Genomic DNA, 23523 nt, shown 5'->3' on the forward strand with positions numbered 1-23523 from the left:
CAATGCAAGCCAACGCATTAACAATGTAAACCGATACATTAACAATGCAAGCCAACGCATTAACAAGGCGGCTAATACATTAATTTAAGCTTGTAGTGCGATCGCAAACCGTCTCCATGAGAATCCTTTAGCGCAGACAGCATCAATTTTTGCTAATTACTGCTGTAAGTCAACCTGGTAGAGAAACAGGAAATGCGATCGGGATGAAAGATGATGAATGCGATCGCCTGATTTTCTACCGACACCAACATTCTTCAAGCGATCGCATATCAAAAATGACAACACTACACATACTTTACGAATTTGGCATTATGTGTAATTCCGCAAAACCCTAAATGGCTGATTCTTACTTTCCCATGTCCGAATGTCCAAGTATAGTTGTGTATGGTAAAAGTAGATTTCTTCATAAGCAAGCCGCAAACTACGCTCAAGACTGTTCGGTTCAACATCAGCAGCTTTGTTAGAGCCAAGTACTTTACGTAAACCAAATGACAGAATCTCCACCAAATGATGACCACAGCAAATTTGCCAAGGATCGTGATTATTGCTTTTCTGACTCTTTAGCCGTTCTTGCATATCTTTCTCGTTCAAAGAGAAAGCTTGAGATTTATTTTTAATCTCTTGAATCAGCTTAAATTCATCAATTTACAGAGTTTGCTCATTAATAAACTTGCTAAATGTAATACCCTCAAAGGTTAGATTTAATCCATCACATTTAGATATCCAAAGTAAATAACCTACAGACATCGCATTTTTAATTAATACTAATCTTACGTCTTGAGTAAACTGGGCAATTTTCTTTTCAGAACCAAATTCAGCCAGTACTTTGTTAAATGCTGGTGAGTTAATCAGCATAGTTTCAAGGTCATGGCTATCGGTACAAAGCAGATTAGGGCTAGTATATAACAAAGTTTCAAAGCGATCAAAATCTGCATCAACAATCGCTAAAACTCCCTGAAAATTTGATTGTTCCAAAATTTTTAGAATTTCAATAGCACGCTGCTTACCCGATGTTTCGACTAACTCACAAACTAATTGGTCAACAAACCGCTTATAGAAAGTTTTATCAGAACTTCCTTCCACTAACAAAAAAGTTCCAGTATATGTGCTTCGTCGTAATCGAATTTGGTTAGCAACACGGTCAACTGTCAGAAAATCTCTCACTTGTGTGGCCCTTTCAGTTCAACCGTCAAATCCCAGCGATCTTGAATAATATCTGGTGAATGAGTAGCCATTAGTATATTTAAATCTGCAAGCTGGGTAATATCTTGTAAGTCTTTTAAAAACTGAACCTGCCATCCTACATGAAGGGATAATTCCGGCTCATCAATTAAGACTAGAGAGTTAGGCTGGACTTTAAATAATAGTTCATATAGAAGAACTAACTCATGTTGCTCACCAGATGATAAATCTGCTGGTGAAAGAGTTTTTGAATTAGATAATGATGATTTATAAAGTGTTGTAAAAACAAATCCCTTCTCTTTACTAAAATTTATTTCTTTGTAGGAGTAGGCAAACTTATTATTAATAATTTTCCTTAATAATTCGATTTTACTTGCTATTTCAGCAAAAACACTCAACTTCTTTTCCACATCTTCAACATATACCGACAAAGCATTCTTGGTACTTTCATCTATATCTTGAGGCTGGATTTGAAATTCTGAATCTTCATCTTTATCCAAAAGACCTACTTCTATTAGACGAGAGCGATTTGCTTCAAGTTCGTTTAATTGATCTCGAAGTTGTTCATCTGTTAAATCTACGGATGATTGTTGCTTCACTACTCTAACTGGAAAAGTTCTGTCAAGAGATTGAGATATTGTACCGTATTCTTTAAATTTTTCTTGCATCAGTTTAGCAAGTTCATCAGAATAGGCAGACACAGTTGACAACATTGAAGGTGTTTCAGCAGACCGTCTAGAAGAATGGTTAGGAACAAAATTAAGCAAACGTTGTGATTCAATGAGGCGAATATGAATATTGCTTTGCAATTTTTCTAGCCAATCAGGAGTGGCTTCTTGTGACTTCAAGTTTGAGGACGATAAATTATCAACAATTTCTAGAGCTTGTTCATAAAAAGTAATTTCTCCAATGCGATTATCCAGCGATTTTAGAGTATAAGGCATTTCTTGTATAACAGAATTTTCAAGTATAATCGGAAATCCTCTATCAGAGCGAATCTTTGGTGACTTTAGAGAAAAATAAACTGCTTCGGAATCAGGCTGATAAAAATTGAAGCCAATATTCTTATTTTCAGACTGCTCTGCATTCTCAGTATTTTTTATTATTTCAATACTACTACTATCATCAAATGCAACTTGAAACTTTTTAAATGGGATAGCTCTAAGCTCTGAGTATTGAGAATTAAAAAAGCTATTCAAAATTCTTAATATGGCTGTTTTTCCAAAACCATTTGGGCCATGAATGATGGTGATCCGTTCATCTATATTCAATGGAATCACATGGTCAAAAATTCCAAATAAGCCACTGACAGAAATTTCCTTAATTGGCATAGTCATTTAGTCCTATAAGCATTGGCTTCATGACTTTGATTGTAACTTCTATCTTTCTCTGGAAAGTACAAGAAACACAGAGTAGCATTCTTTTATGTCCTCTTTATTAGAAAGTTTTGGTCGTCGATTCACTTTTAGGCATTACCGAAGGGTAGCCGGCACACCTTGCGGGATCTTGCTAAAGATTTTCCCCTGTTTAACTAGGTTGTTGAGGCTAAAATCATAGTAGTTGCGCCAGTTCCAAGAGCGATCGCACAATCAGGCATCATTTCCTCTAAACTGAGTTAAGCAATCTCCCAAGCTTTTTGGTACAGTATTCTACAAAATCCATATCACGAAAATAGGCGTTCGCCCTTGGCGTTGGCGCAGCCATCGCTAATTGCAATTGCCAGTGTATTACTCAGAATCAAGAATGCAGTTGCTATGATCAAACGCCTCCTTGTGGTCGAGTCTCCCGGAAAAGTCAAAAAACTCAGTCAAATTCTGGGTGCAGATTGGAAAGTTCTCGCTAGTTGTGGCCATATCCGAGAACTCAGCAATGAAGGGGACGATTCCTTGGGCTTTGTCATGGATGGCAATAATGTCAGATGCAACTACATCCCGCGCGACCAACGAGCCAAAGAAACAATCCAGAAACTCAAGTCTGCGGTGAGGCAGGTTGATGAAGTTGTTTTAGCAACTGACCCAGACCGGGAAGGCGAAACAATCGCTTGGCACCTCAAAGAAACGCTGGGTTTAAGGGAACCAAAACGGGTAATTTATACTGAGATTACAGCATCGGCGGTACAGAGTGCGATCGCTAATCCTAGAAAACTAGATCAAAATTTAATCGGTGCTGGGTTGTGTCGAGATTGCCTAGACAAGTTGGTAGGCTATAAGGGTAGTCCTTTAGTTTGGGCATTAAATAACGGCGCTAAGAGTGTTGGCAGAGTCCAAAGCGCGACATTACACCTGATTTGTCAGCGAGAAAACGAAATTCTGGCTTTTGTCCCCCAAGATTACTGGAGTGTCTGGGTAGATTATGCTGAAGGATTTCGGGCTTTTTACAAAGGGACGGTTGATTCTGCTAAAGATGCAGCAGAGCAAGAGACTGAAACTCACGATGACGCAAAGGTAGGTAATAGTCCAGAAACACCAGAGTCTAAGCGTGTTCTTTCCGAAGCAGAGGCTACACGTCTAGTTGAAGAAGCACAGCGACATCCTCATCAGGTGATTCATTTTGAAGGAAAAATCGTTAATCGCCAGCCACCGCCACCATTTACAACTTCTAGCCTTCAGCAAGCAGCCGGTTCAAAGCTGAGGTTTGCTCCTGACAAAACTATGGTTGTTGCTCAAAAACTCTATGAGGCTGGGCTGATTACATATATGCGAACAGACTCAGTAATGCTGAGTCCAGAATTTTGTGCCAGCGCCCGGAAATGGTTAGAGCAAAATGACCCGCCGAATGTACCGACGCAAGTTGCCAAGCATCGCAGTAGCAAATCGGCTCAAGAAGCACATGAGGCGATTCGACCAACGGATGTATTTCGTCCCTCAGTTCAATTGCGTTTAGAACTTCCTGATGATGAGTTTAATCTCTATGTAATGATTTGGAAACGGTCAATTGCTTCTCAATGCAAGGCCGCACAATTGCGTAAAACTTTGGTGATTACTCAGTCTGGTTCTCTACTGTGGTCAGCCAGAGGGCAAGTAATTGAATTTTACGGTTATGCTCGCTACTGGAATAATCTCAGCAAGGATAGTGTTTTACCTTCATTACAACAGGGACAACCATTGAAACTGGAAAATGCTGGACATGAAAAGAAGCAAACTCAGCCACCACCGCGTTATAGTGAACCAAAATTAGTGCAACTGATGGAACGGAAAGGAATTGGTCGCCCAAGTACCTATGCTCCTACTGTTGCTACTTTAAAAAAACGAAATTATGTGGAGTTGAAAAAAGACCATCTGCAACCGACAGCGTTAGGGTTAGAAGTTGATGCGTTTTTGCTCAAAGCACTGCCAGATTTACTAGAGGCGGAATTCACAGCAAAAATGGAAGATGCCCTTGATGCCATTTCCGAAGGAAAGAATTCTTGGCAGCATTATTTAACTAGTTGGAATCAGAATTACTTTGTCCCAGCACTCACCAAAGCTAAAACTGTAGTTGCGAGTTCCCCAACAGGTAAAGTTAATGTAATAACTGAGCGCAAATATGAAACTTCCAGGACGCGATGCCCTGAATGCAAAAGTTGTCTTGCCAAAATTCCCAGTACTAAGGTTAAAAAGAAATATTTTCTCAAATGTACAAAAGGCTGTGATGTCGTGCTATTTTGGAGCGACTTTAACAAGACTTGGCAGCCACCACAAACTAAAGCAGTTGAGGCTGAAAATCAACAAAAGCCTCCCGTAAAGATAACGGAATATCCTTGTCCAGTATGTAAGAAACCTCTAGAGGAGTACAGTTACATCAAAGAGGGACAGAGTAAGAAAATGTTGCGATGTTCTGATTCACAATCGCGTCAAGATACTAAACATAAAGATGTAGCTTATTTCAATACACAAAATGGATGGTGGAGTCCTAAATTTGGGGACTTAGGGGTTAAGAGACGCGATTGAAATAATTCGTAATTCGTAATTATGTTTTGTGACGGGGATTTAAACCCCGATACAAAACCTGCTGCCTATAGAGGCAGGAGACTTATATCATGTCCGCTTGCTTATTAAACCCGAATAACCCCACCCCGCCAAAGCTGTGCTTTGTCTTCCCTCCCCACAGGTGGGAAAGGGTTGGGGGTGGGGTGCAATGACTACGGGAATAGTAACTACTTATGCGGACATGATATTAAACCCCCAAATTTTGTTAATCGCGTCTGTACAAGAATTAGAAGAGATGCGATTAATCCATAACATATAAACTCTACGATTCTCTTCCTGATGCCCAGGTATCACGCCATTTGACAGTACCTTCTTTCGCAATCACCCAACGACGATTTACCAGATTTTCCCGCAGAGGCGATCGCCCTTCCCGCCACATGGCATACTTGTAAGCAATCAGTTTACCAGCACTTTCATCAAAGGGAATCTCAGCAGACCAGGTATTGGAGTTGATGTACTCTAAAGGATATGCTTTACTGATATCCCAGTTACCCAACTCTGGGCAGTCTCCTGTCACTACAATGATTTCACCAGGTTTGGTATCCACGCCATTGAGTTGGATGCGGACAATTGTTTGTCCTTTGATGCGTTCCCCAACATGGCTGAAAACAAGTATTCCCCGTTCTTGTAGTACTAGGTCATAAATCTTGCCGTCTTTAACTTCATATTTGTTACGAGTCACCACGCAAGTATGCTCACCATCGGGCAATTCTGTGTCTACTTCTCTTAGAGTAACTTCTCCTCCCCGGTTTAAAGCGACAAAACACAGAGAATCACGATAACGGCGCACATAACAGTAAACATCAGGAGTCAAGTATTTCTGCCAATGGCTACCCATTGACACGGCTGGATTCAGTCGCCGTAAACCAGACAGCAATCTGATGCACCAATAAATCTCACTGTCAGTATCCCAATTTTCCATCATTGGGCGGTTATATGGGTCGTTACCGCCATCAGTATCGTTATGTAAATACTGTTCTGTGCCGTAATATATACAGGGAATACCGCGAGATGTCATAATTAAGGCGATCGCAACCTTTAGCATCGCTGGATCGGGATTCAGCGATTGGAAGCGACACATATCATGGTTATCGATGAAGGTAACTAATTCTGTTGCCCCGTTATAACGATAATCCTGGTCAAAAATGTATTGAATTGTTTGGAATCCCATTTCTGAACCTTGCCCTAGTGCGGCTCGAATTGCTACGCACAGCCCAAAGTCTAGAAGTGTCATCCCTGAGTGGTTAACAAATTCTACGGAGCGATCGTCACTAGGATTACTGTAAATCCATTCACCAAAAATAAATACATCTGGTTTGTGATTGGTCATCTCACCAGTGAATTCTTGCCAAAACCAGATGGGCATGTGCTTGACAGTATCAACCCGCAGTGCATCTACACCCCGGTCTAGCCATTGTTTAATTGCTGACTTAATATACTGCCGATATTCTGTATTGTTTTCGTTGAAGGTTGCCAGACCCGCTAGTTCACAATTCTGTACTTGCCAATCGTCTTCCCAGTTTTGCACTTCACCATAATGATGATACCAATGATTGACATCATTATTGAAGTCAGCAATTTTGACTCCATCATCAAATAATTCCCCTTTGCTACCACTGGTATCAGGGCTGCTGTGGTTGCAGACAATATCCAGCACCAGTTTCATATTCCGCTTATGCAGTTCCGCAATTAACCGATCAAAGGTTGTATTTTTTTCTTCTTGAGTAGCGTTTAATGAAGGGTTCTCGCCCTCAGCAATGTAGCGAGGATTAATCCGCTTAAAGTCTTTTGTCCAATAGCCATGCATCGCCGCATTGCTAATAAATAACTGTTCTACTTGCTCAAATAGTGGAGTTAACCAAATGGCAGTCACTCCCATATTTTTCAGATAATCTAATTTATCAATCACACCTTGCAAGTCACCACCCCAGTACTTACCCCATTCTTGTCTATTAGGATCGTACAGTTCTGAATTTGCACCCTCGCTATTATCTGGGTCGCCATCATAAAAGCGATCGACCACAAGAAAGTAAATTGTTTCTTGACGAAACTCAATATCTCTGGTGTAAAGAAACTCCAGGTCAATCTCCGTATCTGATGATGGGGTTTCTATAATAGTTTCTACTTTTTCTTGGGCAGAATCAACTTTGTATTGATCTGGTGAAAATTGGGATGGAGGGGTTTTTACCATAAAAAAACTCGAAATTTTATGTAATTGATACTTGTAGAACCAGCACTACAATGTTTCAAGTATTGTGTGTCACTACAAACATCGGTATTGTGACATCCTGCTCATGGTGTAGGTATCTATCGCTAGCTAGTTTATAATTCTATCGATAGATATAATTCATCTGCTAGAGGATAAAAATAAAGGAATATATAGCAGTCCTATTGGATTTATGAAAAATATAGAGAAGGAAACTAACCGCCAAGTATGCCAAGTACGCAAAGGGAAGAAAGAAGAAAGAGATATATAATTTTCAAAAATGATTTAGGACTGCTATAGCAGTTATTAATAGTCATTAGTCATTGGTCATTAGTGATTGGTACTAATGACTAATACGATGTTTTCGTAGGTGTGGGATAAGTTGACCAACTATTCGCTAATTTTTTTCTAGAAGATTCGCTCCATTGGTAAACTGACCATTGTCACTTTCAATCTGTTATTACTATTAAGGATTTAATTTAGGTAGCAATTATGACCAAGTATGATAAGGTTTTTAACTCATCAGAGACATCAGAAGAATCACTAAGTCCAGAGGAAGCAGTAGCAGCGATCGCAACTGTGACTGCGATCGCTGATTTATCCATTGAAGATGTAGATGCAGAAAGTTTAGCAGGTATTCTCTGGGAATTCGAGGTTTTCGAGGAATACTCAGAAGATGAAATTACCGAAATAGTTGATAGACTCCTCGCCATTGCAGAAGAAGAGGGAATTGGGGCTCTGTTTAATACTGCCAAAGTATCTCTTTCGGATGAATTAGTGCTAGATGGTTTTGCTGCTGGAGTAATAGTGCTTTTAGACGATGAACTTGCCATCCCTAAATCAAAACAAGCCTACCTCAAAAAGCTACAAGCAGCCTTAGAACTTGAGGATGAAGAAGCAGAGGAAATTATTAAGGAGGTAATTGCGGCTTTTAAAGAAGCAGAAGAGGAAGAATATGCAGATGACGACGAAGATGAGACAGTAGTTATAGAAGATTTTAGCGAACAGATATATCAATCTCCATTGGGTAATTTTACAGTCCCGATTCCGGTCGATTCGCAGCAGGGCGGTAGAATTCAAAGCCAGGAAGGAGTGGTTGGATTTTCTGATGATATCGGTACTTTGCTAAGAATTGATTATTATCCTTTTCCTTTAGAACAGTTAGAGGAACTGGAGTCTGTTGGACAAGAAGAATATTTACAAACAATTTTAGTAGACAAGTATGTACCCCAAGCAATTTTTGCCAATGTACCAGATGCTTCTGTGGAGTATAGCGAATATCTGGCAGACACTTTGCGAGGGGCTTACTATGTGTTAATTGATATGCCTAAAGGTTCGACGATTTCTAAGCAAGAAAACAATGGAACTGCTATTAGATTAGATGCGTACCGAGGGCTGCTTACCTTTGTCAGTGGTGAATTTTTGTATATAGTTAGTAGTCAGCACAGCTTTCTTAACGGCGAAACTCCCGATTCCCTTGAAGAAGAGGCTGAAGACATTAAAGAGAGTATTTTAGAGTTTGTTGAAACTATAGAGTTCACTTAGTACAACAGACTCTAGGAATTTGAAACCCACGGAGGTGGGTAAAGTTTCGTATAGCCGCGTTCGCGCAGCGTGCCGGAGGCTCTATTCCATTGCCAGGGCAAGGCTAAAGTCTACTGAAGTAGACTAGAGGTTTTTGCGGGTACTTAGTCATCTTCAGATGACTTGCGCTATTAGCAAGGAACTTTAGTTCCTTGCGGGACATCACTTTTACGTTAGAAGTTGTTTGAAAAGTTCTTGTGATACTAATCGAATGATTACCCCCCCTTAATCCCCCCTTATAAAGGGGGGAAACAGGGAAATCCGGTTCCCTCCCCTTTATAAGGGGAGGGTTAGGGTGGGGTAAAAGAATATTTGATACATAAATCAGGATTTTTCAAACATCCTCTTAAGTTGACACCAATGCGCGCTAACGTCCAGCTACGCGCTTTCGCGTCTCTACGCCAAGATTCATACATAGAGGTTGCTGAAAAAGTCATGAAACAGCAATTTTAAGGGTTGACCAGTTATGCAAGCAAGGCTAAAGATAGTTTTATGCTATCATTTCTGAACAAGATTTAATATAAAGCCCCTTATAAAAGCTTTTCATTTCCCTTCGCGCTCTCTGCGTGAGAAATAAAAAAAGGGATAAGCAAAAAGCCTATCCCTCAAAAAATTAATTAATCAATGTATTAAGTTCCACTTGTCCAAGAATTGATGTACTCAATTTGATCTGCTGTCAAGCTATCAATTGTGATCCCAATAGCTTGCAACTTCAAACGAGCAATTTCTTGATCGACTTCAACCGGAATTGAGTGCAAACCAGGGGCTAACTTACCCTTATTCTTCACCAAGAATTCACAAGCCAAAGCTTGGTTTGCAAAACTCATATCCATTACTGCGCTTGGGTGTCCTTCAGCCGCAGCTAGGTTAATCAAGCGTCCTTGTCCGAGAACGACAACTGATTTACCATTTTTCAATTTATACTCTTCAGTGAAAGGACGAACATCTTTGATTTCCTTAGCTTGTGCAGCCAAGTATTTCAAATCAAGTTCTAAGTCGAAGTGACCGGAGTTACAAACGATCGCACCGTCTTTCATGACATCGAAGTGTTCGCCGCGAACGACGTGCTTGTTACCAGTCACAGTGATAAAAATATCACCTTCAGGTGCAGCTTTAGCCATTGGCAGAACGCGGAAGCCATCCATTACGGCTTCAATTGCCTTGATTGGGTCGATTTCGGTGACGATGACGTTAGCACCCATCCCACGGGCGCGGAGGGCTGTACCTTTGCCACACCAGCCATAACCGACGACAACAATGTTCTTCCCAGCCAACAAAATATTTGTGGCGCGGATAATGCCATCTAGGGTTGATTGTCCAGTCCCATAGCGATTATCAAAGAAGTGCTTGGTATCAGCGTCGTTGACGTTGACTGCGGGAAAGGTGAGAACGCCTTCTCTAAACATGGCGCGTAGCCGTACGATACCGGTGGTGGTTTCTTCGGTGCTACCAATCAAATCAGCGATTTGGTGTTGGCGTTCTTGTACTAAAGTTGCAACCACATCGCTACCGTCATCAACAATAATGTTGGGGCGATGATCTAAAGCTATTTGGACGTGGCGGTTATAAGTTGCGTTATCTTCGCCTTTTTGAGCAAAGACAGGAATTTCATGATCGGCGACGAGGCTAGCTGCTACGTCATCTTGAGTTGATAAGGGGTTACTAGCAATTAAAAGCGCATCTGCACCACCGGCTTTCAGAGCGATCGCCAAATGTGCTGTTTCTGTTGTAATGTGGGCGCAAGCTACAAGGCGTAAACCAGCGAAAGGCTTTTCGATCGCAAAGCGATCGCGGATTTGCTTCAAAACTGGCATTTCGCGTCCAGCCCATTCAATGCGCTGTCTTCCCAAGGCAGCTAGGCCGAGGTCTTTAACCTCGTGCTTTAATCGGGGAGAAGTTGCGGTCATCAAAAGTTACCTCAAAAAATTAAAAAAGCTACGTAAATTTTACGCACTCTACTAGGTTATTGTACAACTGGCAATTTTTGCTTGTAAGAAAGCAAATCGCTAGTCAACAGTCCTCAAAACTAGCTTGACGTTTGATTACCACAATGTCAACTTCATCGCCAGCTTCTTCCTTTTTGTTTTATCTTTGGTAAGAGTAAGACTCTCCTAAGCTTTAAATGCTGTTTATCACTACACTGTCATCTATCTAAAGATAGATAAAAAATAAAGCAACATCAAAATTTCACGATCTCAAAACAAAACCTCAACTTTAGATAGGTACATCTACCCAAAGTAATTACGCAGGATAGTTGAAGTAATAAATTAGTAGATTTTACTCAAGGAGGTGTTTAAGTGCGTTTTCAATTTTTGGCGATCGCTAGTTCAATGGCCATAACCGTTGTACCTATGCCAAAAGCCACAGCCCAGATTCCTTTATTACCTCAGTTACAAGCTCCCAGCAGTGTCAGTAATGATTCAAATGATAGACTTGTCACAGGCTGGATTTATTTAGATGGTCGGCGGTTATTTCAGATCGCAGCATCAAAAGCCAACTTTCCTGAGCGTTCAGAAGATATTCAAAAGAAGTTGCAGAAAATTGGTCAAAATTACTTTCAGTCACCACAAAAAACAGCAGTCAAAGTAGAAGTTCGGAAAGTCAACGAATTACCAGTAATTTATGTCAACGGTCAATATCTGATGACCGTTACTTCTGAGGATGCTGGACTGCGACAAGTAGATATATCCACATCGGCAAATCAAGTCGCCGAATCGTTACAAGAAGACTTGCAAGAAGCAAAGCAAGAAAGACAAACTCAATCTTTAATTAACCAAGGTAAAATTGCCGCGGGCACCGGAGTGCTAATGGTGATTATAAGTTTGGGTCTATATGGCTGGCAACGACGTTCCCAAAAGGATTCAGATTCAGTCAATCCTGTCGCCTCCCAACTCCCCAGAGAACTGCTAAACTCGCCAATTTCACCAGCAGCAAATCAACCAATTACAACACAACTGAATCAACAGCAAAAGAACCATCTCCAAGAAGTCAAAAGACGATTATTTCAGCTAAGTCAAGCCGGAATTTGGGGAGGTGGAAGCTTTTTTATTTTGGGTCTATTTCCCTATACACGAGGGTTTCAGGTAGGAATTCTCAATGCTTTTCAATTTCCTTTGCGATTAGGCATCGTATGCCTGGGAATCTATGTAGCCATCCGTTTGACATACGCCCTAATTGACCGCTTCGCCTCCACTCTGATCAGCAGTGGTGCTTTCCTGACTCCAGAAAGTTCTGCACGGCTGCAACTGAGAGTTTCCACATTTTCTGGTGTGACTAAAAGTATCACTACTGTTATCTGGATAGGAGTAGGCTTCTTGTTAGCCCTGGTATCCTTGGGGATAGATATTGTTCCCTTACTAGCGGGTGCGAGTTTAGTTGGTGTTGCGGTGTCTCTAGCCTCGCAAAACTTAATTAAAGATGCAATTAACGGTTTCCTGATTATTCTAGAAGACCAGTACGCTTTAGGCGATGTGATTAGTGTAGGAGACGTGGGAGGCTTAGTAGAAAATTTGAATCTGCGGATGACCCAAGTACGGGATTCCGAAGGGCGCTTAATCACAATTCCCAATAGTGAAATTAAAGTTGTAGCCAATCTTTCTAGTCGTTGGTCACGAGCCGATTTAACGGTTCCCATCGCCTATCAAGCCGATACAGAAAATGCTTTGAAGTTGATTGAAACAGTTGCTTTTGAGATGAATCAAGAATCCCATTGGCAACGTCAAATTTTGGAACCGCCGCAAGTTTTGGGAATCGATCAATTTGGCGATCGCGGTTTGATTATTCGTGTCTGGTTTAAAACACAGCCCCTCAAGCAATGGGATGTAGCACGGGAGTTTCGCCGCCGTCTAAAAGTTGCCCTAGACAAAGCTGGAATTTCCATTTCTGTGCCTCAACAAGCAATTTGGGTAAATGACGAGCAGTCGTTAAATTTTCAGAGTAACGGCAAAGCTGAAATGAGTACTGAGTCTTGAGTGCTGAGTGCTGAGTAGGGAATCTCGCTTCTTTACTCAGAACTCAGAACTATTTTGCCCAATATCTAATTTTGCGCGATCGCCAACACTAAACCTTAATAAATTCTTATATTAATAAAAAGCTACTCCATCCATAACCAGTATTAAACTGTTCCTGGATTTATGTTTGTCAACACCTTTATCAAACGTCCAGTCCTAACTACGGTCTGTACGTTCATCATCTTATTGCTGGGAAGCATCTGTATTCCGATCCTTCCCATTTCTCAGTTACCAGACCTCGCTCCGGTACAAATCACCGTTAGCTCCAATAACACTGGTGCGGATGCTCAAACAACAGAAAGCACTGTCACCAACATTATTGAGCGACAAATTAATGGTGTTAAAGATGTATCCTATATATCTTCTAATACGGGTAACGATGGTTCCAGCAATATAACTGTTTCCTTCCCGACTAATGTCAATAGCGATATTGCTCAAGTAAACGTTCAAAATAAAGAAACACTTGCTTCACCTCAACTGCCAAATACTGTTCAACAAACAGGTGTCACCGTTGAAACGGCATCGAGCAGTCTCCTTCTCGTCTATGGGTTTTACTCAGAAAATAATGAGTATGACAACATTTTTATCAGTAACTATGTCGATCTGTATATCCTCGATCAGATCAAACGGCTTCCTGGTGTAGGAAAAGCCACGATTTTCGGGGAGCGCAAATATGCCATGCGTCTTTGGCTTGATCCCAACAAGCTTGCCCAACATCAACTAACTCCTCAAGATGTGGCAACTGCCCTGCAAGAACAAAATATTCAGGTGGGTGCAGGGTCGATTGGTAAGGAACCAGCACCAGATAATCAAAGTTTTGAATTTGCTTTACGGGCAACCAGTCGATTTAAAGATGCGGCTGAATTTGAGGATATGGTGCTGAAAGTAACTCAAGGTGGCACTAATACCACCACAAATAACACTACTAATAGCACTACTAATAGCACCAGCAACACTAATAGCACCCTAGTTAAGGTCAGAGATGTTGGTCGAGTTGAACTAGGTGCAGAAAGCTATCTCGCTGATGCCAAATTCACCATCCCAGGAAATGCTCCCAAGGCAGCCGTAGGTTTGGGGATATATCAACTTCCTGGTAGTAATGCCCTGGACGTAGCCCATGCTGTTGAAAACCAGATCAAAATACTAGAGAAGAGTTTTCCACCTGGACTAAAAGGACAGGTGGCATTTGATACTACTCCATTTGTAGAAATTTCTTTAGAAGAAGTTCTACAAACTCTGGTTGAAGCGATTATCTTGGTGGTCTTGGTAATTTTCATCTTTTTGCAAGACTGGCGTACCACAATTATTCCCACTGTTGCCATCCCCGTTTCCCTGGTTGGGACGTGTGCGGCTCTGTTGGTTTTAGGATTTCAGATTAATACACTGACCTTATTTGGTTTCGTCCTTGCGATCGGTCTTGTTGTGGATGATGCGATTATTGTAGTGGAGGCAGTTGCAGTCAAACTGGAGCAGGGCATGAGGCCCTTGGAGGCGGCGATGGAAGCCATGAAAGAGTTGACTGGGGCAGTCATTGCCACTTCACTTGTACTCATGGCGGTATTCATTCCAGTTACATTCATTCCGGGTACTACTGGGATTGTCTACAAACAATTTGGGTTAACCGTTGCTTGCTCTATTGCCATTTCGACCTTCAATGCTTTAACTTTCTCTCCCAGTATGGCAGCTATCTTGATGCGCCCGGCTCAACCTGGATGGGGCCCTTTGGGGTGGTTTTTTGGGCTGTTTAATCGGGGATTTAGCTGGTTTACGCGCCGATATGTCGGGTTTGTTAGCTACCTCACCCATATCAAGCCCATTGTATTTGGGGTTTTCATCGCTGGTTTAGTAGCAACGGTTTTGATGTACAAAGCAGTGCCTACCGGATTTATCCCAGAGGAAGATCAGGGTTACTTCTTTGTAATTGTCCAGGGGCCTGACGGGGTTTCTTTGAAATACACCGAATCTGTTATGGATAGGGTTGTTAAAGAAGTAACATCGCTTCCTGAAGTTCAAGCTAGTTTTATGATTAGTGGCTTTGGTTTCGATGGCAACGCTTCTAATTTAGGCATTGCCTTTGCTAACCTGAAATCCTGGAAAGAGAGACCTGAAGAATCTCAGTCTGTCTATGGAATACTTCAGAGGATGAACAAAAAGCTCTCGACAATTACAGATGCTAGAGCGATCGCTGTAAATGCTCCGCCAGTTAGAGGGTTAAGTAGTACGGGTGGTTTTGAGTTTATCATTCAAGATAAAACCGGAAGTGCGCCGATTCAAACCCTGCTTGATACTGCTCAAAAATTCATTGGGGCAGCAAATAAAAACCCCGTTTTACAACGAGTCTTTACTCAGTTCACCGCAGACACTCCTCAGTTTGACATCCAAGTGAACCGCAACCAAGCCAAAGCTCTCAACGTTGAACTCAGCGACATCTTTGGGGCATTGCAAACTTACTTAGGGTCGCAATATGTAAATGACTTTGTGCAGGGACAGCGACAGTATCGAGTATATGTCCAAGCAGATGGGGTTTTCCGCTCTAATCCAGATGATATTGGCAAGCTGTATGTTCGCTCTGGAAGTGGGGCGATGATTCCCTTAAGCAATCTGGTGAAAGTTACTCCCTTTGTGGGGCCGAAAACAATTTCCCATTATAACTTGTACAGGTCAATCAAAGTTCAGGGCGCTCCGGCTCCCGGTGCTAGTTCTGGACAGGCGATTCAAGCAATGGAGAAACTAGCAGCAGAAGTCTTACCTCAAGGCTTTGGTTACGAGTGGACAGGGACTTATCTCCAGGAAAAAACATCTGGGGGATCTACAGGCTTGATTTTTGCCTTCGCCTTCGTTATTGTCTTTCTTGTGCTGGCGGCTCAGTATGAAAGCTACGTTGACCCGATCATTATTTTGCTGACAGTTCCCCTAGCGGTATTGGGAGCGATGACAGCGATTTGGCTACGTTCTAATATTTTCATGGCAGGTAGCCTCTTCCCCAAAGTGGTGGATGATATCTATTGCCAGGTAGGTCTGGTGACTTTGATTGGTCTAGCCGCAAAGAACGCGATTTTAGTCGTGGAATTTGCCAATCAACAGCATGAGCAAGGCATGAGCTACACACGGGCGGCGGTGAAAGCAGGGCAAGAACGTCTGCGACCAATCTTAATGACTTCCTTTGCAGCGTTGTTAGGATTTTTACCCTTGGTGATTTCTCAAGGGGCTGGAGCCAGTAGCCGTTGGTCTCTAGGAACCGCGCTCTTTGGGGGGCTGATGCTTTCAACGTTCTTGAGTTTGTTCTTAGTGCCAATTCTCTATATTTTGGTTAAGAGCATAGCTCAGGCTATATTCTCTCGGAAGCGATCGGGTGGCTCAAACCCTCCAGATTCTCCTAACGGAGCTTCGGGATCATCTGGACATGGGGATTTACCTGCTGGTTCAAGTCAGCCACAGACACAACTCCGGTCTCAGGAGGATGGGATAATCTAACCTTTTACGCTTAATTTCTCTAGAAAGTGCCTAGTTTTGACGGTTTGTAGTAAGAACTTTAGTGCTTAGAAAATAAAGACTAAAGTCCTTACTACGAACTTACTTTCCCAGCAAACTTAAATTGATACCAATTGGCTTCTCTGTGCCTAGAGAAAACGCTTATATCCATAACATCTTCTAATTCTGATACCATTTTCTGTAATTTCCTGCTTGCTAAAAAAATTAGTCGAATAGAAATTAGGTACTTAGATAAGGAAAAATACAATGGGACTTAGCGAAGGACTTTTGAACCCGACCAAAAAGGCTATGGTCATAGATGACTGTTGCAACATGATAGAAGGACAGCTTGCATCCAAGTCGGGTATAAGCGGTATCGCTTTGAAAACTGCTTTCGCGGCTCTGAAGGGAGTTAAGCCAGGGTATATTCCCTACGTCGTTGAACAGATACTACCACAGTGCTTCACGGCACTCGATCCCATCTGGAGTCAAGGTGTAGAGAAAGGTAATCCAATTGAATACTTAAGTGCGAATCGCTCCCATACGGCAGATGCGCTACTGGGTGTAACCGATGCTAGAGTCAAGAACGCCAAGCGCCAAATCGTGCGAGGAACCTATGAAAAACTTCGCGGTTCAGCCAAAAAGCACGTAGAAGAAGCAGTGCCAGACTTAGCCAAAGTAATCGAGAATTACACTAAGGTCTAAACAGAAGGAAAGAATCATAATAAACGTATGCCGCCGTTGATGTTTCGGTGGCTGGCATACGGGGCAAATATAGCCTTAAAGTACTGTTAGCAGTAGCCGTGAGCTTAGTCCGTGCGGAGTATAAACACAGTACAACAAGGCAAAAGTAAAAAGTTAAGAATACTTATGCAACAGGTTTTTTTAGCGATTTCAAATCATAGCTTTATTTTCGCCGTTGTGTAATAGTTGCTTCCTTGCTCTGAGCAATCAATACTGTCCTAACCTATCTAAATTTCCTGATATTTTCCGAATCGGCTTGAAACAACAAATAATCAGAAATTATCTGAATTATTGTTTTAATAAACTTGCGACTTATGAAAAAATTTACTGTTTATCGATACCGCACGTATGGACTAATTGGGTTAATATCCTTAACCGCCATATTAAGTACAGCTACATCTGCTCTAACACAGTTAGCAGACGATTCCCCAATTGAACAAACTTCTATATCTGCTTTTAATTTAATCTGGCCGACTCAAGGGTTTATTTCTCAAGGCTTTCGCAAATATCAACATGAAGGAATTGATATTGCAGGGGCATCTGGAACTCCGATTGTTGCTGCTGCATCTGGTACAGTCATCAAAGCAGGTTGGGATGATTGGGGATTAGGCAATGCTATAACTATTAAACATCTTGACGGCAGTATCACTGTCTATGGTCACAATCGCCGTTTGTTGGTGAGCAAGGGTCAACAGGTCATTCAAGGTCAAATTATTGCTGAAATGGGATCTACAGGCAATAGTACTGCACCTCATCTACACTTTGAAGTCCATCCAAATGGTCGAATAGCAGTTGATCCCCTTCGGATGTTGTCATCCTTAACTGCAAGTATTAATTCTGCTTCTAAAGTTCAGCAAGTGGATAACCCTAGCCGACCAGTCTCGACACTCCCAGTAGCAAAACAAGTTTCATCTTCACATCCTTTAATAGGTTTTGCAACTGTTAGCACTGATACTAAATGCAACGGAGTTACCATTCTTGAGGGTGAGACTACAAGTATTCGTGTAAAAGTCTGTGAAGAAAATGGTCAGTTATTTTATATTGGTCAGTTGAAGCAAGACCCAAGTAAGCCGATTAAAATCGCAGCTTTGAATATTGGTAAAGGTAGATATCGAGCAGATAATGGTAGTTTTTATTATTTAGTTAGTCCTGAAAAAGTGGAAGTTTGGCGAAATGGCACTGAGATGCGTTCTGACAGGTTTTATACTTTAACAAAATCGCCACAAAGTTAACATTCAATATTTGACTGTATTATCGTTCTTCCATCACCTTCTCTAGATAAAAAATAATCTAAATATTTTCTACGAAGATAACAACATTGCGAATCCTGGTTTTGGAGACTTAGCCCTTTTTTACATTTACCTTAGCAAGTGCAGGAACTGTCAATATCAGGACAGTGACATCGGGAGATACAATTCTCGGACTCTTTGACAGCGCTGGGAATTTAGTGACCAGTAATGATGATGGTGGTGGTGGCAATTCGTCATTAATCAACAGTTTTCTGGGTGCAAGTACGTACTCCATTTCAGTGAGTAAATATAATCTCTTCCCTGCCGATGGCGGAACTTTCTCCGGTAGCCCCTTGGTACCTGATTTGTCTTATACGCTAGGAGTAAGTGTTGCATAAGAATACAACACGTAGTTGATGAGCAGAAGTTATAGTAACAATTGCTACTATAACTTCTGCTGCCTTTGATTTATGTGCTTGCGGTTGAGTATTTCTGAGTCTTGATTTAAATTCCCAACTAAACCTTTGCTTCCAAAGATTTGAGTAACTCGGTATTCACACCTGATTCACGAGTCAGGGCAATTTTACCCGTGCGGGCGATTTCTCTTAGACCAAATTTTTGCAACACCTGCACGATCGCTACCATTTTACCTGGATCTCCCACAACTTCTAAGGTGAGAGAATCTTCCGCCACATCCACGACTCGCGCCCGAAAAATTTGAGATAGTTCAATAACTTCTGAGCGATTGCTGCTACTAGCATTCACTTTTAAAAGCATCAATTCTCGCTCGACGCAAGGGGTTTCGGTAATATCCTGTACTTTAAGGACATTGACTAATTTATATAGTTGCTTGGTGAGTTGCTCGATAATGCGATCGTCACCAGGTACAACCATCGTAATGCGAGAGACTCCTCCTTGTTCAGCAGGGCCAACAGCAAGGCTTTCAATATTAAAACCGCGACGGGCGAATAAACCAGAAATGCGGGAAAGAACACCCGCCTCATCTTCTACTAGAACCGAAAGGGTATGTTTCATCTTCGCCAACAGAGGCTAGAACAGGATTTGAGTAATGCAGACACTAGTACCGCTTTGCATAATTCACTCATTCAAAATTCAAAATTCCTTGAGTTTCAAACTCTTGACATTTTGTAAAATGTATGGTGTTTTTGCTGTGATGTACTACTGCACTAATTGTCAGTGCGACCTTTTATTGTAAACTCAATAGTTACACTCATCGCATTTTCTAAAGATAAATTGGGCAGAAATTATTCTGTAAGGAAGAATTTCAGGGAATTCATCTCTTTTCATTGGTAGATGCGGCATTTTTGTAAAGCTTTTACACTCAACTTTAATAAGCCTCTAATAGGAGAAAAATTTTTATGGGTTGGTTACAAAGATTATTTGGAATGGAAAAACCTGAAAATGCAGAAGTAAATCCTACTCCGCAGTCAATAGCGCCAGATACTAGTAGTAATGTTGCTACACAATCAATACCCCCAGAACGTTTGGGATTAAGCGGCGAATATGACCAAAGTGGGTTAGCAAAGCGGGTGGCGTTGGCATTCGATCAAGATCCCCAACTTGATGATGTTGATACCCTTTGGGTTGCTCAGACTGGTAGCACTGTGGTGTTAAAAGGCGAAGTTCCCAGTCAAGAAATTCTCAATAAGATGGTTTCTGTAGCTAGTTCGGTGAATGGCGCTACAGATGTTGATACGAATCAAGCCACCATTGGCTAGGCGTTAAGTAATGCCAAATTCAATAGTGGCAAAGTATTGGGTGGTGCGATCGCACCCATTGGATAAAATTTAGGGAGTAACCAATGGTTGGCGATGCTTGCGGCGGGCTACGCCTACGCTAACCCGTCTCTCAATCCAATCTAAAATAGCTTGGTTGACTAATTCAGGACATTCATCATGGGGACAATGACCCACGTCTTCTAAATTCAGCACTTCCAACTTCTCGTTGTACTGGGCGAATTGGCTAGCCAGAGATGGGGGAACAAACCGATCCTTTTGTCCCCAAATTAACAACATGGGAATTGTTAAGGTTGGTAACACTATCTTGACACTGGGACTAAAGTTAATTCCGATCGCAGCTTTGAACAAAGCACTAAAAGCCCTCGCCGAACCTCGGTCTTGGGGAGGGCCAGCTAAAATTTCTATCAATTCATCGGTAATCGCCTCTGGGTTAGCGTAGGCAAAACTAGCCCAGCGCCGCAGCACCCCAGGACGGCGCACGAAGTTAAACACGGGTTTCAAAATCAACGGCGAAGCGACAATATTTTTAATTGCTCTAACAAGCGGTTGCAACACAGGTGGGATTGCTTCTTGCTCTAGTGAAGGGTCGGGTAAACTCATCATCACCATACCCAGCACCATATCGGGATGAGTAGCCGCCGCAGCCATAGAAATCAGTGAACCGTTGGAATTGCCTACTAAAATAGCTGGTTGACGGATAAATGTTTTCCAAAAGTCGTAAACCTGCTCAACCCAAAGTTCGATGCTGTAATTAGCTGCGGCTTTTTCGGAAGCACCGAAACCGAGCATATCAATGGCGTAAACGGTGTGATGTTCAGCCAATACCTCTAAATTATGCCGCCAATGACCAATGGAAGCGCCAAAGCCATGTAACAATATTAGGGGTGTTGTGTTCTGGTGATTTTGGGCAGAGCGAATGTAAGTATAGCGAGTTTGCCAGCCGCGCCAAACCCAATCCCTTTGATTACCAACCCGCTCTTGCCAGTGTAGTGTAGTGGTCACAGGTTCCTTTAATTCATCAGCGTGAAAATACCATTATAAAACTTTGATTTTTCACCTTGGATAGCAAAACAGGCATTGCATATTTACGGGATTTGCAACATACCTCCATACAAGATACAAAACGACTTTAATCTTCTTAAATGCCCCAATAAATTGGGCAACTTGGACTCCAAAAGATAATACTCATCTGCAAACTTGCAGAGCTATTCACCCAAGACAGATAAACAGCAAATTTTATCAGTCAAAACCATGACTTCAATCCCTTCCCAAACTCGAAAGCTACCCAATCAAGCAATAGAAGCAAAAATTTTCCACTGGTGTAACATCATTAGTCTGTTTATCATGCTCACCAGTGGATTACAAATTTACAACGCTAACCCTGTATTTGGTGGACGCGCAGGTTTGCATATTCCTCCAATATTTACATTAGGAGGTTGGCTTGCAGGGGGTAGACACTGGCATTTTGCCGCAATGTGGTTATTCTCACTAAATCTCTTATGGTATGGAATTTACATTTTAATTACCCAGCGCTGGCGACATCGGTTTGTCGGTGCTAATGACTTCAAAGCCTTACAAAAAAGTCATAATTCTCAGCGCTTAATTTATGCTTGGCATCGAATTGCATATACAGCAATTATTCCGATCTTACTCCTGGCATTATTTACAGGAATAGGAATGTATAAACCTGCTCAATTTCCCTGGATTGTAGATTTGTTTGGCAGTTGGCAAGCATTGCGAATTGTTCACTTGGCCTCAGTGCCAATGGTTATCTTATTTGTAGTAATTCACTCTCGATTAGGGCGTAAGGCTGGTGGTACTGAATTAACAGAATCAATGTTTTTATAAATAATCTTTTTTTAAACAAAAAATATGAACTTTTTTGATAAATTGAATGGGAATATCTTACAAAATCAAAGCTTATTATTTGTAGGACTCGATCCAAATCCAGAAATGATGCCTGTGCGTTATGAATCTGAAGAACTCATTGCTGGTTTGGAGAAGTGGTTACAATTCATTATTACTGAAACTTCTGATTTCGTTTGTGCTTATAAACCGACACTTGGCTTTTACGAAGCGTTAGGTATTCCCGGTTTAGAATTGCTTTACAAGACTTTAGCAGCTATTCCAGCGCACATACCAGTTATTTTAGATGCCAAACACAGTGACTTAAATACTAGTACCATCTTTGCCCAAACTGTGTTTACAAAATGGCAGGTGGATGCAATTACTCTCAGTCCCTATACAGGACAAGATCACATAGCACCTTTTTTGGTCTATCCTGATAAAGCTGTGTTTATTTTATGCTGTACTTCTAATCCAGGTGCAGAAGCTTTACAACAATATCCTACAAAGGATTCACCCCTTTATTTACAGGTGGTGAAAGAATCAAAAACCTGGGGAACTCCAGAACAATTGGGTTTGGAAGTGGGAACTACCAATCCTGAGATTTTAGCACTGATTCGAGCGATCGCACCTGAACGAATTATTATGGCGCGTAGCATCTGGGCAGAGGGACTAAATCTGAAGCAAATTTTAGAAGCGGGCTTGAATGCTAATGGTGATGGTTTACTAATTCCTGTTCCTCAAGATATGTTGGCAAAACCAAAATTGTCTGAAGAAATCCAGTCTTTACGGGCAGAAATTAATCAAATAAAAACTGAAATTATTCACGAAAATTCTACATGTTCTGTGTGGTTTCCTGATGTTTGTTTCCTAAATCAACATCCCCACCAGGATTTGATTTTACAACTTTATGACATTGACTGTATTATGTTTGGCAGCTTTGTTCAAGCATCAGGAGCTATATTTCCTTATTACATCGACTTACGCAAAATTATTTCTAACCCCCAGGTTTTTAATCAAGTTCTCACTGCTTACGAGGATATTTTGAAGAATCTCAATTTTGATAGATTAGCAGGTATTCCTTATGGTTCTTTACCCACAGCAACTGGTTTAGCTTTGCGCCTTCATTGTCCGATGATTTTCCCCCGTAAAGAGGTAAAAGCCCACGGAACGCGGAGAGTTATTGAGGGTAACTTTCATCCTGGTGAAACGGTTGTAGTGGTTGATGATATTCTTATCAGTGGTAAAAGTGTTATGGAAGGAGCAGGAAAGTTGGAATCAGCAGGATTAAATGTTAATGATATTGTGGTATTGATCGACCATGAACAAGGGGTGAAAGATAGGTTACAGCAAAATGGTTATTGTAGTCATGCAGTTTTAACTATCTCGGAAATTACTAATACTCTCTATCAAGCAGGGCGAATAAATGAGGAGCAATTTTTAGCTTTTGTTGAAAGTTAGGAATTGGGCATTGGGGAGGATTTTTCTCATTTGTTTGCCGTTGATTGAGTATATTGAATTTCC

At 41.5% G+C, this 23523-nt stretch carries 17 protein-coding genes and 1 pseudogene; 11 read left to right on the forward strand and 7 right to left on the reverse strand.

Translation table 11 applies throughout. The annotated features are described in order from the left end of the window. Positions 1 to 149: 149 nt before the first annotated feature. Complete coding sequence (locus tag GTQ43_RS19260; RefSeq protein WP_265274375.1) at positions 150 to 335, forward strand: hypothetical protein; 186 nt, start codon at positions 150 to 152, stop codon at positions 333 to 335. On the opposite strand, the gene GTQ43_RS19265 is transcribed toward GTQ43_RS19260, so the two are convergent. From GTQ43_RS19265 to GTQ43_RS19275, 3 genes are all read right to left on the reverse strand, one after another. Beyond that, positions 310 to 576: a hypothetical protein gene (locus tag GTQ43_RS19265; RefSeq protein WP_265274376.1), complete on the reverse strand. Its 267-nt coding sequence runs from the start codon at positions 574 to 576 to the stop codon at positions 310 to 312. The two genes, GTQ43_RS19260 and GTQ43_RS19265, sit on opposite strands and share 26 nt — an antisense overlap. A 69-nt stretch (positions 577 to 645) precedes the next feature. Beyond that, entirely contained in the window at positions 646 to 1164 is a 519-nt protein-coding gene (locus GTQ43_RS19270) for a DUF4435 domain-containing protein (RefSeq protein ID WP_265274377.1), read from the reverse strand. Beyond that, positions 1161 to 2513: an AAA family ATPase gene (locus GTQ43_RS19275; RefSeq protein WP_265274378.1), complete on the reverse strand. Its 1353-nt coding sequence runs from the start codon at positions 2511 to 2513 to the stop codon at positions 1161 to 1163. Before GTQ43_RS19275 ends, GTQ43_RS19270 begins: the two co-directional genes overlap by 4 nt. A gap of 423 nt (positions 2514 to 2936) precedes the next feature. Here GTQ43_RS19275 and topA point away from each other — a divergent pair, with 423 nt between their 5' ends. Beyond that, positions 2937 to 5111 (forward strand): type I DNA topoisomerase, encoded by a 2175-nt coding sequence (gene topA / locus GTQ43_RS19280; RefSeq protein WP_265274379.1) that lies wholly within the window; start codon positions 2937 to 2939, stop codon positions 5109 to 5111. Between the two features lie 301 nt (positions 5112 to 5412). On the opposite strand, the gene GTQ43_RS19285 is transcribed toward topA, so the two are convergent. Next, positions 5413 to 7341 (reverse strand): alpha-amylase family glycosyl hydrolase, encoded by a 1929-nt coding sequence (locus GTQ43_RS19285; RefSeq protein WP_265274380.1) that lies wholly within the window; start codon positions 7339 to 7341, stop codon positions 5413 to 5415. A 507-nt stretch (positions 7342 to 7848) separates the two neighbouring features. Between GTQ43_RS19285 and GTQ43_RS19290 the strand changes: the two genes are divergently transcribed. Continuing rightward, positions 7849 to 8901, forward strand: coding sequence for a hypothetical protein (locus GTQ43_RS19290; protein WP_265274381.1), 1053 nt, complete (start codon positions 7849 to 7851; stop codon positions 8899 to 8901). 668 nt (positions 8902 to 9569) lie between these two features. Here the strand turns inward: GTQ43_RS19290 and ahcY are convergent. Then, positions 9570 to 10847: an adenosylhomocysteinase gene (ahcY, locus tag GTQ43_RS19295; protein WP_265274382.1), complete on the reverse strand. Its 1278-nt coding sequence runs from the start codon at positions 10845 to 10847 to the stop codon at positions 9570 to 9572. A gap of 390 nt (positions 10848 to 11237) precedes the next feature. On the opposite strand from ahcY, the gene GTQ43_RS19300 reads away from it, so the two are divergent. From GTQ43_RS19300 to GTQ43_RS19320, 5 genes and pseudogenes are all read left to right on the forward strand, one after another. Then, on the forward strand, positions 11238 to 12911 hold the full coding sequence (locus tag GTQ43_RS19300) for a mechanosensitive ion channel family protein (RefSeq protein ID WP_265274383.1): 1674 nt from the start codon (positions 11238 to 11240) through the stop codon (positions 12909 to 12911). 162 nt (positions 12912 to 13073) lie between these two features. After that, positions 13074 to 16424 (forward strand): efflux RND transporter permease subunit, encoded by a 3351-nt coding sequence (locus tag GTQ43_RS19305; RefSeq protein ID WP_265274384.1) that lies wholly within the window; start codon positions 13074 to 13076, stop codon positions 16422 to 16424. 264 nt (positions 16425 to 16688) lie between these two features. Beyond that, positions 16689 to 17126, forward strand: a complete 438-nt coding sequence (locus tag GTQ43_RS19310) for a DUF6918 family protein (protein ID WP_265274385.1) — start codon at positions 16689 to 16691, stop codon at positions 17124 to 17126. 353 nt (positions 17127 to 17479) lie between these two features. Then, complete coding sequence (locus GTQ43_RS19315; RefSeq protein WP_265274386.1) at positions 17480 to 18397, forward strand: M23 family metallopeptidase; 918 nt, start codon at positions 17480 to 17482, stop codon at positions 18395 to 18397. Between the two features lie 128 nt (positions 18398 to 18525). Then, positions 18526 to 18792, forward strand: a pseudogene (locus tag GTQ43_RS19320) (DVUA0089 family protein); the annotation flags it as partial. 118 nt (positions 18793 to 18910) lie between these two features. Here GTQ43_RS19320 and ilvN read toward each other — a convergent pair. After that, positions 18911 to 19429 (reverse strand): acetolactate synthase small subunit, encoded by a 519-nt coding sequence (gene ilvN, locus GTQ43_RS19325; RefSeq protein ID WP_265274387.1) that lies wholly within the window; start codon positions 19427 to 19429, stop codon positions 18911 to 18913. Between the two features lie 344 nt (positions 19430 to 19773). On the opposite strand from ilvN, the gene GTQ43_RS19330 reads away from it, so the two are divergent. Further along, complete coding sequence (locus tag GTQ43_RS19330; RefSeq protein WP_265274388.1) at positions 19774 to 20133, forward strand: BON domain-containing protein; 360 nt, start codon at positions 19774 to 19776, stop codon at positions 20131 to 20133. Positions 20134 to 20202: 69 nt separating this feature from the next. On the opposite strand, the gene GTQ43_RS19335 is transcribed toward GTQ43_RS19330, so the two are convergent. Beyond that, on the reverse strand, positions 20203 to 21156 hold the full coding sequence (locus tag GTQ43_RS19335; RefSeq protein ID WP_265274389.1) for an alpha/beta fold hydrolase: 954 nt from the start codon (positions 21154 to 21156) through the stop codon (positions 20203 to 20205). A gap of 249 nt (positions 21157 to 21405) precedes the next feature. On the opposite strand from GTQ43_RS19335, the gene GTQ43_RS19340 reads away from it, so the two are divergent. Together GTQ43_RS19340 and GTQ43_RS19345 are read left to right on the forward strand one after the other, a co-directional pair. After that, entirely contained in the window at positions 21406 to 22002 is a 597-nt protein-coding gene (locus GTQ43_RS19340; protein WP_265274390.1) for a cytochrome b/b6 domain-containing protein, read from the forward strand. Positions 22003 to 22026: 24 nt separating this feature from the next. Beyond that, complete coding sequence (locus GTQ43_RS19345) at positions 22027 to 23460, forward strand: bifunctional orotidine-5'-phosphate decarboxylase/orotate phosphoribosyltransferase (protein WP_265274391.1); 1434 nt, start codon at positions 22027 to 22029, stop codon at positions 23458 to 23460. Positions 23461 to 23523: the final 63 nt, after the last annotated feature.

The organism is Nostoc sp. KVJ3 (assembly GCF_026127265.1).
Lineage (GTDB): Bacteria > Cyanobacteriota > Cyanobacteriia > Cyanobacteriales > Nostocaceae > Nostoc.

Bases quoted from the DNA above. Each gene is read 5' to 3' on its own strand.
- GTQ43_RS19265 (WP_265274376.1), bottom strand. From the start codon at position 576: ATGCAAGAACGGCTAAAGAGTCAGAAAAGCAATAATCACGATCCTTGG.
- GTQ43_RS19275 (WP_265274378.1), bottom strand. From the start codon at position 2,513: ATGCCAATTAAGGAAATTTCTGTCAGTGGCTTATTTGGAATTTTTGAC.
- topA (WP_265274379.1), top strand. From the start codon at position 2,937: ATGATCAAACGCCTCCTTGTGGTCGAGTCTCCCGGAAAAGTCAAAAAA.
- GTQ43_RS19285 (WP_265274380.1), bottom strand. From the start codon at position 7,341: ATGGTAAAAACCCCTCCATCCCAATTTTCACCAGATCAATACAAAGTT.
- GTQ43_RS19290 (WP_265274381.1), top strand. From the start codon at position 7,849: ATGACCAAGTATGATAAGGTTTTTAACTCATCAGAGACATCAGAAGAA.
- ahcY (WP_265274382.1), bottom strand. From the start codon at position 10,847: ATGACCGCAACTTCTCCCCGATTAAAGCACGAGGTTAAAGACCTCGGC.
- GTQ43_RS19305 (WP_265274384.1), top strand. From the start codon at position 13,074: ATGTTTGTCAACACCTTTATCAAACGTCCAGTCCTAACTACGGTCTGT.
- GTQ43_RS19310 (WP_265274385.1), top strand. From the start codon at position 16,689: ATGGGACTTAGCGAAGGACTTTTGAACCCGACCAAAAAGGCTATGGTC.
- GTQ43_RS19315 (WP_265274386.1), top strand. From the start codon at position 17,480: ATGAAAAAATTTACTGTTTATCGATACCGCACGTATGGACTAATTGGG.
- ilvN (WP_265274387.1), bottom strand. From the start codon at position 19,429: ATGAAACATACCCTTTCGGTTCTAGTAGAAGATGAGGCGGGTGTTCTT.
- GTQ43_RS19330 (WP_265274388.1), top strand. From the start codon at position 19,774: ATGGGTTGGTTACAAAGATTATTTGGAATGGAAAAACCTGAAAATGCA.
- GTQ43_RS19340 (WP_265274390.1), top strand. From the start codon at position 21,406: ATGACTTCAATCCCTTCCCAAACTCGAAAGCTACCCAATCAAGCAATA.
- GTQ43_RS19345 (WP_265274391.1), top strand. From the start codon at position 22,027: ATGAACTTTTTTGATAAATTGAATGGGAATATCTTACAAAATCAAAGC.